The 14,976-nt window shown below is 61.0% G+C and carries 1 protein-coding gene; it reads left to right on the top strand.

Translation table 11 applies throughout. The features are described 5' to 3' along the window. A partial coding sequence (locus QMG93_RS34565) for a non-ribosomal peptide synthetase (protein WP_281944441.1) occupies positions 1–14,976 on the top strand: 14,976 nt, incomplete at both ends.

Raw genomic sequence — 14,976 nt, 5'->3', positions numbered from 1 at the left:
TACGGGCGACCTGGCGCGGTGGATGGAAGACGGGAACGTGGACTTCATCGGCCGGATCGACCATCAGGTAAAAATCCGCGGTTACCGGATCGAGCTAGGCGAGATCGAAACGGCGATGCTGCGCTTCGCCGGCGTACGTCAGGCCGTGGTCATCGACCGGACGGATGAGCGGGGTCAAAAATATTTGGCGGGCTACGCGGCAGGGGACGAAGCGCTAAGCGTAGAGGAACTGCTGGCGTATCTGGAGCAAAGCCTGCCGTCGCACATGGTACCGGCGCGGATGATGAAGCTGGAGCGCTTGCCGCTGACGCCAAACGGCAAGGTAGACCGCAAAGCGCTGCCGGAGCCGGAAGGCGGTGTGCGCGCGGAAGCGGCTTACGCAGCGCCGAAGACGGCGGCGGAGCAGACGCTGGCGGCGGTATGGCAGGCCGTGCTGGGCGTGGAGAAGGTCGGCATCCTGGACAACTTCTTCGAGCTGGGCGGCGATTCGATCAAAGCGCTGCAGGTGGCTTCGCGCTTGCTGCAAGCGGGCTACAAGCTGGTGATGAAGGACTTGTTCGCCTACCCGACTGTGGCGGCGCTGAGTCCGCATCTGCAAGCGTCGGGCAAGCTGGCGAGCCAGGAAGCCGTAACCGGAGACGTCGAGCTGACGCCGATCCAGCGGTGGTTCTTCGGACAGCAGCCGGCCGACGCGCATCACAGCAACCAGTCGGTCATGCTGTACCGCAAGGAACGGTTCGACGAAGCGGCGCTGCGCGTAACGATGCAGAAGATCGTCGAGCATCACGACGCGCTGCGGATGGTGTTCCGTTTGCAGGAAACAGGCAGCGACTATGCGGCATGGAACCGCAGCGTGGACGAAGGCGAGCTGTTCAGCCTGGAACTGCTGGATTTTAGCGGCATGGCGGACTGCGCGGCCGCAGTCGAAGCGAAAGCGACGGCAATTCAAGGCAGCATCGACTTGGAACACGGCCCGCTCATGAAGCTCGGTCTGTTCCAATGTCCGGACGGCGACCATCTGCTGATCGCGATCCACCATCTGGTGGTCGACGGGGTATCGTGGCGTATTTTGTTCGAAGACATTGCCACTGGATACGAGCAGGCGCTTCGTGGAGAAGCGATCCGTCTGCCTCACAAAACGGATTCGTTCCGGACATGGGCGGAGCAGTTGTCGCGCTATGCGAGCAGCCCCGCGATGGAGCAGGAGCGGGCGTACTGGCAGCAAATTGAACGGATCGGCTATGTCTCGCTGCCGAAGGATCACGCGGAGGTTAGACCGCTGCTGAAAGAGAGCGACGTCGTGACGGTACGCTGGACGGCGGAGGAAACGGAGCAGCTTTTGAAGCAGGCGCACCGGGCATACCGCACGGAAATGAACGACCTGCTGCTGACGGCGCTGGGGATGGCCGTACACGAATGGTCGGGCCTGGACCGGGTGCCGGTCAACTTGGAGGGCCATGGCCGGGAAGAGATTATCCCGGATGTGGACGTCTCGCGGACCGTGGGCTGGTTTACTAGCCAATTCCCGGTCGTATTGGAGACGGGACAGGACGAGTCTGTCGGCCAGCGGATCAAGTGGGTGAAGGAAGAGCTGCGCCACATTCCGAACAAAGGGATCGGGTACGGCATCCTGCGGTATTTGTCCGCGCCGCAAGAGGGCGTGAAGTTTGCCGTCGAGCCTGAAATCAGCTTCAACTATCTCGGCCAGTTCGATCAGGATTACAAAGACAACGAGCTGGAGTCTTCGGTTTATTCCGGCGGTTTGCCGGTCAGTGAAAATGCCGCCTTGGACTTTGCTCTCGATATGAATGGGATGGTGTCGGAGGGCGAGCTTGTTTTAACGATCCTGTACGGCACGACCCAGTACCATCGGGAAACGGTGGAGCGGCTGGGCGGGCTGCTGCAGTCCAGCCTGCGGGAGATCATCGCGCACTGCGTGGCGAAAGAGCGGCCGGAACTGACGCCGAGCGACGTTCAGTTCAAGGGGCTGATCTTGGAGGAACTGGAGCGGCTGGCGGAGCACACCCAAACGCACGGCGATCTGGAGAATATTTATGCACTCTCGCCGATGCAGAAGGGGATGCTGTTCCACAGCCTGATGGATGGGGAATCGGGAGTCTATTTCGAGCAGGCGTCGTTCGATCTGCAAGGCCACTTCGATGTCGCCGTATTCGGCAAGAGTCTGGAGCTGCTGGTACAAAGGCACGGGGTGCTGCGAACGAATTTCTACACCGGCTGGAAGGACGAGCCGCTGCAGGTCGTCTACCGGAACCGGAGCAGCGAGTTCCTCGTTCGCGACTTGCGCGATATGGAGGAAACGGAGCGCGCAGCCGCTGTCGAGGCCTTCACACGGGACGATAAGGCCCGGGGCTTCGATCTTGCGAACGATTCGCTGATGCGCGTGGCGATTTTGCGCACCGGGGAGGAAACGTACCGCTTTGTTTGGAGCTTCCATCATATTTTGATGGACGGCTGGTGCTGGTCTCTGGTCACAAGCGAAGTGTTCCGCATTTACTTTGCGCTCAGCGCGAACCGGGAGCCCGAGCTTCTCCCCGCACCGCCTTACAGCGAATATATCGCATGGCTGGAGCGGCAGGATCAGGCTGAGGCGTCCCGCTACTGGAGCGGCTATTTGGCCGGATATGAGGAGCAAACGACGCTGCCGAAGGGCAAGCCGCAGGAAAAAGCGGGCTACGCGTCCGCGGACCTGGAATTCGATCTGGGCCGGGAATTGACCGGGCAGATCAACCGGATAGCCCAGCAGCATCAGGTTACGATCAGTACGCTGATGCAGACCGTGTGGGGGCTTCTGCTCCAAAAATACAACGGCAGCCAGGACGTCGTGTTCGGCAATGTCGTATCCGGGCGGCCGGAGGACATTCCGAACGTCGAAAACATGGTCGGGCTGTTCATCAATACGGTACCGGTGCGCATCCGCTGCGAGGCCGACTCCACCTTCGCGGAAGTGATGGCGTGGAATCAGGAGCAGTCGATCGCTTCCCATGCGTACGATACGTACCCACTCTATGAGATTCAGGCGCTGACGGAGCAAAAGCAGGATTTGATCAGTCACATCATGATTTTCGAGAACTATCCGATGGAGGAACAGCTTGAGCAATTGGGCGAGGACGGGACAAGCTTTACGATCAAGGGTATCGAGTCGGTCGAGCAGACGAACTACGACTTGAACCTTGTCGTCCTGCCGGGCGAATCGATCCATATTTTCTACGGATACAATGCGCTGGCATTCGAGCGTGCCGATATCGAGCGGATGTACGGGCATCTCGTCTATGTGCTGGAGCAAATCGCGGCGAATCCGCAAATTCGCGTCAGCGAGCTGGAAGTGGTAACACCACAGGAAAAAGCGCAGATCATCGACGTGTTCAACGCCACAGCGGCGGACTATCCGCGAGAGCAGACGATTCACGGCTTGATCGAAGCGCAGGCGGAGCGTACGCCGGACCAAATCGCCGTGTACTTCGAAGGCGAGCGGCTGACGTACCGCGAGCTGAACGAGCGGGCGAACAGGCTGGCGCGCACCCTGCGGGAGCGCGGCGTAACGAAGGACCGCCTCGTCGGCCTGATGACCGAACGGTCGCTGGATCTGATCGTCGGTATCGTCGGCATCCTGAAAGCCGGAGGCGCGTATGTGCCGATCGATCCGGAATATCCGGAGGAGCGCATCCGCTATATGCTGGAAGATTCGGGCGCGGAGCTGCTGCTTCTGCAAAGCCAATTGCGGGATCGCGTCGCGTTCGTGGGGACCGTCATAGAGCTGGATGGGGCGGACGCGTACAACGAAGACGGCTCGAATTTGACGCCGGTATCGGGACCGGACGATTTGGCTTATGTCATCTATACGTCGGGAACGACGGGAAAGCCGAAAGGGGTCATGGTCGAGCATCACGGACTGTGCAACTTGAAAACGTACTATGACCATACGCTGCATATCGGGCAGCAGGATAAAATCCTCCAGTTCGCGAGCTACTCGTTCGACGCCGCTTGCTGGGAGTTTTTCCAGGCGTTGTTCTGCGGAGCGATGCTGTATATCCCGACGTCGCAGACCATCCAGAACTACCGGTTGTTTGAAGACTATATGGCCGGGCACGGCATCACCGTCGCGGCACTGCCGCCGACCTACGCGGTTTATTTGGACCCGGACCGCATGCCAAGCCTGCGCATCCTGTTCACGGCCGGCTCGGCTTCCTCGACGGAGCTGATCCAGAAGTGGAAAGACCGGGTGATGTACTTTAACGGATACGGACCGACGGAAAACTCCATAGCGACGTCTATCTGGCCGGTTTCGACGGACCCGATGGCGGACCGGATCATTTCCATCGGCCGTCCCGTTCCTAACCACCGCATCTACATGGTGGACCCGTACGGACATTTGCTGCCGACCAGTGTGGCCGGAGAGCTATGCGTCGCGGGGGCGGGACTTGCCCGGGGCTATCTGCACCGGCCGGAGCTGACGGCGGAGAAGTTCGTGATGAGCCGGTTTGCGGAAGGCGAGCGGATGTACCGGACCGGGGACTTGGCACGGTGGATGCCAGACGGCAAGATCGAATATTTGGGCCGGATCGACCACCAGGTGAAAATCCGCGGCTACCGGATCGAGCTGGGCGAGGTCGAGGCACAGATATTGAAGGCCGCATCCGCCGTTCAAGAAACGATCGTCATCGCACGTGAGGATGTTTCCGGGCAAAATCAGCTGTGCGCATACTTCGTGGCGGACCGCGAGGTGGCGATAAGCGAGCTGCGAAGCGCGCTGGCGGTGGAGCTGCCGAACTACATGGTGCCGTCGTACTTCTTGCAGTTGGAGCAAATGCCGCTGACGCCGAACGGCAAAATCGACCGCAAGGCGCTGCCCGCGCCGGAGGAAAGCCTACGGGGCGGAGCGGCTTATGCGGCGCCGCGCACCGCAAAGGAACAGACGCTGGTCTCGGTATGGCAGGCCGTGCTGGGGACGGAGCGAATCGGGATTTTGGACAATTTCTTCGATCTCGGGGGCGATTCGATCAAGGCGATTCAGGTAGCTTCCCGCTTGCTGCAATCCGGCTACAAGCTGGAAATGAAAAACTTGTTCGCGCATCCGACCGTTGCCGAGCTTGGCGGGCATGTGCAGTTGGCCGGCCGGATGGCGGATCAAGGGGATGTCCGCGGGGAAGTGAGGCCGACGCCGATTCTGCACTGGTTCTTCGAGCAGCGATTTGACGAGCCGCATCATTTTAACCAGGCGGTCATGCTTCACCACGAGCAGGGCTTTGACGAAGCGGCGCTCCGTCAGGCGATGACGAAGCTTGCGGAGCATCACGACGCGCTGCGCCTCGTCGTACGGGAGAACGGCAGCGGGCAGTTTACCGTGCTAAACCGCGGCATCGGCGAAGGCGAGCTGTTCAGTCTGGACGTCGTCGACTTCCGTGGACAAGCAGACGTTGCGGAGGCGCTCGAAGCAAAAGCGAGCGAAATCCAAAGCGGTATCGACTTGAGCGAAGGGCCGCTCATGAAGCTGGGGCTGTTCCGCTGCGACGACGGAGATCACCTGCTGATCGCCATTCACCATTTGGCGGTGGACGGGGTATCGTGGCGCATTTTGTTCGAGGATCTGGCAACCGGCTATGAGCAAGCGGTCAAAGGTGAGACGATCCGCCTCCCGCAGAAGACGGATTCCTTCCAGACGTGGGCAGAGCAGCTGAAGCATTATGCCAACAGCCCGGACATGGACCGCGAGCGTGCGTACTGGCGGCAAGTTGCGCAAACGGAGCAGCTTCCGCTGCCGAAGGATACCGCTAAGAGCGGACAGGCGGCAATGGCCTTCCGGGACAGCGAGACCGTCACGGCGCAGTGGACGGCCGAGGAAACGGAGCAGCTGCTGAAGCAGGCGAACCGCGCGTATAACACGGAAGTGAACGATCTGCTGCTGACGGCGCTCGGCATGGCGGTTCATGCCTGGACGGGCATGGAGCGGGTGCTCGTCAACCTGGAAGGGCACGGCCGCGAAGCGATCCTGCCGGAGCTCGACATTACGCGCACCGTCGGCTGGTTTACAAGCCAGTATCCGGTCGTGATTGAGGCAGGAGTGGGCCGGAACGTATCTCAGTCGATCAAAAAGGTGAAGGAAGGGCTGCGCCGCATTCCGAACAAGGGAATCGGCTACGGCATCCTGCGCTATTTGTCCGACCGCCGGGAGGACGACAGCTTCGGGGTCGAGCCGGAAATCAGCTTCAACTATTTGGGGCAATTCGATCAGGACGCGCAGCACAGCGCGATACGGGTTTCGCCGTATGCGGGCGGCGAATCGGTGAGCGGCAGCACCGTGATCAAGCATGCGCTGAATGTCAGCGGGATGATTACGAACGGCGCGCTTTCGCTGGATCTCCGTTACGACGGTCAAATGTACCGGAAGGAGACCATGGAGAAGCTGGCCGGATTGCTGAAGGCAAGCCTGCGGGAAGTGCTCGCGCATTGCGTGGCGCAAGAACGGCCGGAGCTGACGCCGAGCGATGTCCTGTTCCAAGGGCTGACGGTGGACGAGCTGGACGCGATTGCGGAACAAACCCGCCATGTAGGCGAAATCGAGAACGTGTACGCGCTGACGCCGATGCAAAAGGGCATGCTGTTCCACAGCCTGATGGAGCCGGACTCGGGAGCGTACTTCCAGCAAGCCGCCTTCGACTTGCTCGGAGATTTCGACGCCGGTCTGTTCATCCGGAGCTTGGATCTGCTCACCGCGCGGCACGAAGCGCTGCGTACGAACTTCTACACCGGCTGGAAGGAAGAGCCGCTACAGATCGTTTACCGACACAAGGGAAGCGAAGTCTGCGTAGAAGACCTGCGAGGCATGGGAGAAGCCGAGCGGGAGGCATATATCGCCGAGTTCACGAGCCGTGACAAAGCTCGGGGCTTTGATCTTGCGCAGGACGCCTTGATGCGCGTATCCGTTTTGCGCACTGGCGAAACGGCCTACCGGTTTATCTGGAGCTTCCATCATATCGTGATGGACGGCTGGTGCTTGTCGCTGGTGACGAGCGAGGTGTTCGGCGCTTATGATGCGCTGGCCGAGCAGCGTGAGCCCGAGTTCGCCGAGGTTACCCCGTTCAGCCGCTACATCGAATGGCTGGAACGTCAGGACGTTCGGGAAGCCGCAGCGTACTGGAAAGCGTATTTGGCCGGATACGAGCAGCAGACGCTGCTGCCGAAAGCCGGTTCGGAGCAGGGGCAGACGGCAGGCTATACGCCGGAGCAGCTGACCTGCGAGCTCGGCAAGGAGCTGAGCGAGCGGATGAACCGGGTTGCGAAGCAGCATCAGGTGACGATCAATACGCTGATGCAGACTGCTTGGGGCGTGCTTTTGCAGAAGTACAACAACAACCGCGATGTCGTGTTCGGCAGCGTCGTGTCGGGCCGTCCGGCGGATATTGCGGGCGTGGAAAGCATGATCGGGCTGTTCATCAACACGATTCCGGTCCGCATTCAAACCGAAGCGGCAACGACCTTCGCGGAAGCGATGAGAAGAACACAGGAGCAAGCGCTCCGCTCGGGCAGCTACGATACGTTCCCGCTCTACGAGATTCAGGCGCTGACCGAGCAGAAGCAAGATTTGATCAACCATATTATTGTATTTGAAAACTTCCCGGTAGAGCAGCAAGTGGAACAGCTTGGAGACGGCGGACAGGCTGCCTTTGCCATCACGAACGTCGAAATCGCGGAACAAACGAACTACGATCTGGACCTGATTGTTATGCCGGAGGAATCGATCCAAGTCGTCTTCCGCTACAATGCACAGGTTTACGATCAGGCGACGATTGACCGGATGCGCGGACATCTGGTTCGCATCATGGAGCAGGCGGTTGCCGATCCGAACGTTCCGGTGAGCGGGCTGGAGCTGGCAACGGCCGAAGAACAAGCGCAAATCTTGCACGTCTGGGGCGATACGGACGCCGATTATCCGAAGGATAAGACGCTTCACGCGCTGTTTGAGGAGCAAGCGGAGCGGACGCCGGACCGGGTAGCCGTGGTGTTCGAGGACGAGCAGTTGACCTACCGCGAGCTGAACGAGCGGGCAAACCGACTGGCGCGTACGCTGCGTGCCGAAGGTGTGCAGCCGGATCAGCCTGTAGGCATCCTGATCGAACGCTCGCTGGAGATGATCGTGGGGATCTACGGCATTCTGAAAGCGGGAGGCGCGTATGTGCCGATCGATCCGGAGTATCCGGAGGAGCGCATCCGCTACATGCTGGACGATTCGGGAGCGCAGCTATTGCTGACGCTGAGCCGTCTGCAGGATCGCGTTGTGTTCGACGGCAAAACGCTAGAGCTGGACGATGCGGCGGTTTATGACGCGAACGGCTCGAATCTGGAGCCGGCCGCCGGGCCGAATCATTTGGCCTATGTCATCTACACGTCGGGCTCGACCGGCAAGCCGAAAGGGGTCATGATCGAGCATCATTCGGTCCTCAACCGGATTTTGTGGATGCATGAAAAATATCCGATTGGCGAAGCGGATACCATTTTGCAAAAAACGACGTTTACGTTCGACGTATCGGTGTGGGAGCTGTTCTGGTGGTCGCTGGTCGGCTCGAAAATGTGCCTGCTGTCCGTCGGCGGCGAAAAGAGCCCGGAACGCCTTTTGGAGGCGATCGGCCGCTATGGCGTCACCACAATGCACTTCGTGCCAGCCATGTTGCACGCCTTCCTGGAATATGCCGAAGAGCAGCCGGCCGAACTCCTTCGTGAGAAGCTGGGGACGCTGCGTCAAGTGTTTGCGAGCGGCGAAGCGCTGCCGGCGCAGCACGTAGCCCGCTTCCAGCAAGCGGTCGCTTCGATTCGCGGGGCGAGACTGATCAACCTATACGGTCCGACGGAAGCGACGGTCGACGTTTCGTACTTCGACTGCGAGCCGGACGGCGTGTACCCGATGGTGCCGATCGGCAAGCCGATTTACAACACCCGGCTGTACATCGTGGAGGAAGGAACGACTTGGCTGCAGCCGATCGGCGTGGCCGGGGAGCTCTGCATCGCCGGCGTCAACGTGGCGCGGGGCTATTTGAACCGGCCGGAGCTGACTGCCGAGAAGTTTGTGCCGAATCCGTTCGTCCCGGGCGAGCGGATGTACCGGACGGGAGACCTGGCGCGGTGGATGCCGGACGGCAACATCGAATATTTGGGCCGGATCGACCATCAGGTCAAAATCCGCGGCTACCGGATCGAGCTGGGCGAGGTAGAAGCGCACGTGTTGAGCGCGGAAGCCGTGCAGGAAGCGGTCGTGGTCGCGCGGGAAGACGGAGCGGGCCAGAAGCTGCTCTGCGCGTACTTCGTGGCAGACCGCGAGGTAGCGGTGAGCGAGCTGCGAAGCGCGCTGGCGGCGGAGCTGCCGACCTATATGGTGCCGACCTACTTCGTACAGCTGCCGTCCATGCCGTTATCGCCAAACGGGAAAATCGACCGCAAGGCGCTGCCGGCGCCGGAAGGAAGCATGCAGCCGGGCGTGGACTATGTCGCGCCGCGGACGTGGGTGGAAGCGAAGCTGGTACAGATCTGGCAGGAGGTGCTGGGCACCGCGCATGTCGGAGTAAAGGAAAACTTCTTCGACATCGGCGGACATTCGCTGCGGGCGACGACGCTGGCTTCGAAAATCCACAAAGAGCTGAACAAGCAGCTGCCGCTGCGCAGTATCTTCGAGTACCCGACGGTCGAGCAACTGGCACGCGTGATCGAAGAGATGGAGCAGGTGGCGTATGCGTCGATTCCGGTAACGGCCGAAAGCGAGTATTACCCGGCGTCTTCGGCGCAGAAGCGGCTGTACGTGCTGAACCAGTTGGAAGGAGAGGCACTCAGCTACAACATGCCGTCGGTCTTGACGGTGGGAGGAGCGCTCGACCGCGAGCGGGTGGAAGAAGCGTTCCGCCGGTTGATCGCCCGTCACGAGACGCTGCGGACCGGCTTCCAATTGGTCGACGGCGAGCCGGTGCAGCGCGTAGTTGCCGCCGAGGACGTGCCGTTCCGTCTGGAAGTTACGCAGGCGGATGAGAAGGAAGCGGAAGCGCATATTCGCCGCTTCGTGCGGCCGTTCGATCTGGAGCAGGCGCCGCTGCTGCGTGCAGGCTTGATCGAGCTGGGAGCGGACCGTCATCTGCTGATGCTCGACATGCATCACATCATCTCCGACGGCGTGTCGATGGGCGTGCTGACCGACGAATTCGTACGGCTGTACGGGGGCGAGGAGCTGCCGCCGCTGCGGATACAGTACAAGGATTACGCGGCATGGCAGCAGGCGGACGTGCACGGCGAGTGGATGAAGCGTCAGGAAGCGTACTGGCTGGACGTGTTCCGCGGGGAACTCCCGGTGCTGGATATGCCGACGGATTACCCGAGACCGGCGGTGCGCAGCTTCGAGGGCGACACGGTGACGTTTACGCTCGGCCAAGCCGGAAGCGAGCAGCTTCGCTTACTAGCGGCGCAAACGGGCTCGACGCTGTATATGGTGCTGCTGGCGGCTTACATGACGCTGCTGCACAAATATACCGGGCAGGAAGACGTCGTCGTGGGCACGCCGATTGCGGGCCGTCCGCATGCGGACCTGGAGCCGGTGATCGGGATGTTCGTGAACACGCTGGCGTTGCGGAGCTATCCGGCGGGTGAGAAGACGTTCCTCGGCTATTTGCAGGAAATCAAGGAGCATGCACTCAAGGCGTACGAGCACCAGGATTATCCGTTCGAGGAACTGGTGGAGAAGCTGCAGGTGAAGCGGGACATGAGCCGCAGTCCCCTGTTCGACACGATGTTCGTGCTGCAAAATACGGAAGACGGCGAGCTGGGCATCGAAGGCTTGACGTTCAAACCGTACCCGAGCGGACACGACGCGGTGAAGTTCGACTTGACGCTCAATGCGGCCGAGGCGGAGGACGAGCTGCAGTTCAGCCTCCGATATGCCGAAGCGCTGTATAAGCGCGAAACGGTCGAACGGATGGCGGGCCACTTTGTCCGGCTGCTTGAATCCGTTGCAGACAGCCCGCAGGCGAAGCTGGCGGAGCTGGAAATGATCACGTTGGAGGAAACTGCTCAGCTTCAGACGGAGTTTAACGATACGACGGATGACCGTTATCCGCAAAACAAAACGCTGTATGCGGTCTTCGAGGAGCAGGTCGAGCGGGCGCCGGACCGGATAGCCGTGGTGTTCGAGGGTGAGCAACTGACCTACGACGAGCTGAACGAGCGGGCGAACCGTGTGGCTCGCGTGCTGCGGGCGCATGGGGTGACGGCGGATCAGCCGGTGGCGATGCTGGTGGAGCGGTCGCTGGAGATGATCGTCGGGATGCTGGCGGTGCTGAAAGCGGGCGGCGCGTATGTGCCGATCTATCCGCAGCATCCGGAGGACCGGATTCGCTTCGTGCTGGAAGACAGCGGAGCGAAGCTGCTGCTGACGCAAAGCTGGCAGCAGGCCAAAGCAGTGGAGTTCCAAGGCGAGGTATTGTGCCTGGACGAAGCGTGGCTGTACGAAGGCCCGGCGAAGGACGGAGCGAACCTGGAGCCGGTGTCCAAGGCGGATAACCTGGCCTACCTGATCTACACGTCGGGGACGACGGGGCAGCCGAAAGGGGTCATGATCGAGCAGCGGAGCGTGGTGAACTTTACTTTAAGCTTGTTCGAGCCGATCTACGCGGCGAATCCGGAGTACCGGAACATGGCGCAGCTGGCGCCGTACGTGTTCGACATGTCGGTGAAGCCGATCTACGGAGCGCTGCTGCTGGGATTGACGCTGCACATCGTGCCGGAAGAGACGCGGATGGACGGGGACAAGCTGCTGAAGTTTTTCCGCGACCACGCCATCGACATCACGGATGCGACGCCGACGTACCTGGCAATTCTGGTGCAGGCGGCTGCGGCCAGCGGAGGCGCGGCCGGTGCGAAGCACTATGTGATTGGCGGCGAGGCGCTGACGACGAAGGTTGTGAAGTCGTTCTGGTCGACATTCGGTGAGCAGGTGAAGCTCACGAACGTGTACGGCCCGACGGAGTGCACGGTCGACTCGACGATCTACGAGGTGGAGCCGGAGCAAGTAGCGGAACTGGCGGACACGGTGCCGATCGGGCGGCCGCTGCCGAACCAGAAGATTTGGCTACTGGACGCAGAGCAGCGGCTGGTGCCGATCGGTGTAGCGGGCGAACTGCACATCAGCGGAGCGGGCGTAGCGCGCGGCTACAACCGGAGACCGGAGCTGACGGAAGAGAAGTTCGTGCCGAATCCATACGAGATTGGCGGACGGATGTATAAGACGGGCGATTTGGCCCGCTGGCTGCCGGACGGAACGGTCGAATATATGGGCCGGATCGACCATCAGGTGAAAATCCGGGGGTACCGGATCGAGCTGGGCGAGGTGGAAAGCGGCCTGATGAGCATCGATGCGGTCCGGGAAGCGGTGGTGATCGCGCGGGAGAACGAAAGCGGCGAGAAAGACCTGTGCGCGTATTACGTCGCGGACAAGCCGCTTGCCGCTGTTAAGCTCCGTGGCGACCTAGCCGCGAAGCTGCCGGGATATATGATCCCGTCGTACTTCGTGCAGGTGGAGCGGATGCCGCTGACGCCAAACGGCAAGCTGGATCGCAAAGCGCTGCCGGCGCCGGAAGGCGGCCTCGAAACAGGCACGGCGTATGTGGCGCCACGGACGGCGCTGGAAGCGAAGCTGGCGCAAATCTGGCAGGACGTGCTGAAGCTGCCGAGAGTCGGCGTGCAGGACAACTTCTTCGACATCGGCGGACAGTCGCTGCGGGCGACAACGTTGGTGGCGAAAATGCACCAAGAGCTGCAGGTCAAAGTACCGCTGCGCGATGTGTTCCATTACCCGACGGTCGAACAGTTGGCACAGTCCATCGCAGGGATGGAGCAGGACGCCGATACGGCGATCCCGCAGGCCAGCCCAAGAGCGCATTATCCGGTGTCCTCGGCTCAAAAGCGGATGTACGTTTTAAGCCAGCTGGAAGGCGGCGAGACGAGCTATAACATGCCGGGCGTCACGCTCGTAGAAGGGCGTCTGGATCGCGGAAGACTCGAAGACGCGTTCCGCAAGCTGATTGTTCGTCATGAGACGCTTCGCACCGGCTTCGAGATGGCGGACGGCGACGTCGTACAGCGAGTTTACGGAAACGTGGACTTTGCCGTAGAGTACACGGCGGCAAGCGAAGAGGAAGCGGAGACGCATATCCGCGAATTCGTGCGGCCGTTCGATCTGGAGCAGGCGCCGCTGCTGCGGGTAGGCTTGATCGAGCTTGGCCCGGACCGTCATCTGCTGCTGTACGACATGCATCACATCGTTTCGGACGGCGTGTCGATGGGCGTGCTGATCAAGGAGTTCGTGCAACTGTACGAGGGCCAAGAACTGCCGCCGCTGCGCGTGCAGTACAAGGACTATGCGGTCTGGCAGCAGACGGAAAAAGCCGCCGAGCGGATGAAAAAGCAGGAAGCGTACTGGCTGGACGTCTTCCGCGGCGAAATCCCCGTGCTCCATATGCCGACGGATTATGCGAGACCGGCCGTACAGCGTTTTGAAGGCGCGCGGTTTGACTTCGCCGTCGGTCAAGCGGCCCGCGACGGGTTAAAGCGGCTTGCCGCGCAAACCGGATCGACCCTGCACATGGTGCTGCTGGCCGTCTATAAAACGCTGCTGCACAAATATACGGGGCAGGAAGACCTTATCGTCGGCACGCCGATTGCGGGAAGACCGCATGCCGATTTGGCAAGTCTGATCGGTGTGTTCGTGGGTACGCTGGCGATGCGCAGCTATCCGGCCGACGAGAAGACGTTTGTGGATTATTTGCTGGAAATTAAGGAGCAGGCGCTCGGCGCTTACGAGCACCAGGACTATCCGTTTGAGGAACTGGTCGAGAAGCTTAATCTGACCCGGGATATGAGCCGCAATCCACTATTCGACACGATGTTCGAATTGAAGACGCTGGAGCAGGTGGAGCTGAGCATCGCGGGGCTCGATTTCAAGCCTTACTCAAGCGAGAGCGCGTCGGCGAAGTTCGATCTGACGCTGGATGCGCTGGAACGGGAGGAAGGACTGCAGTGCAGCATCGAGTACAGCACCGCGCTGTACAAGCGGGAAACGGTCGAGCGGCTTGCGAATCATTTTGTCCGGCTGATCGACTCCGTTGTCGGCAATCCGCAAGCGAAGCTGTCGGCTCTGGAGATGATCACGCCGGAAGAGCGGGCGATGCTGGTGGACGGCTTCGGCAGCGTAGGCGCTAGGCGTGGAGCAGTCTCGGAGCTGGCAGACTATGCGCCGGAGCAAACGTTCCATGCGTGCTTCGAAGCGCAGGCGGAGCTTGTGCCGGAGCAGACAGCGGTCGTGTATGCGGGAGCGCAGCTGACGTACCGCGAGCTGAACGAGCGGGCGAACCGGCTGGCCCGGACGCTGCAAGCGCGCGGAATCGGGCGCGAGTCGATTGTCGGCATTCTGGCCGACCGTTCGACGGACTTGCTCGTCGCCGTGCTGGCCGTCTGGAAAGCAGGCGGCGCGTACGTACCGCTGGACCCGGACTATCCGTCCGAGCGGATCGGGTTTATGCTGCGGGACAGCGGAGCGGCCGTGCTGCTGACGCAGACGCATTTGCAGGAGCGAGCGCAAGCGTGGCTGGCCGAAGGCCATGCGTTGGAGGCGGTGCTGTGCCTGGACGACGAGTCCGTTTACGCCGAGGATGCGTCCAACGTGCCGAATTCGAACGAGCCGGGCGACCTCGCTTACGTGATCTATACGTCGGGGACGACGGGTCAGCCGAAGGGCGTCATGATCGAGCATCGCAGCCTGGTCAACACGGCGGCGGCTTACCGCCGGGATTACCATCTGGACCGGTTCCCGGTGCGGCTGCTGCAATTGGCGAGCTTCTCGTTCGACGTGTTCGTCGGAGATATCGCACGGACGCTGTACAACGGCGGGATGATGGTCATCTGCCCGAAAGAAGACCGGATCGACCCGAT

It is taken from the genome of Paenibacillus tyrphae, from assembly GCF_027925525.1.
Taxonomy (GTDB): Bacteria; Bacillota; Bacilli; order Paenibacillales; family NBRC-103111; genus Paenibacillus_G; species Paenibacillus_G tyrfis_B.
The sequence above is the reverse complement of the archived record's forward strand: the minus strand, read 5'-3'. Positions and strand labels throughout refer to the sequence as shown.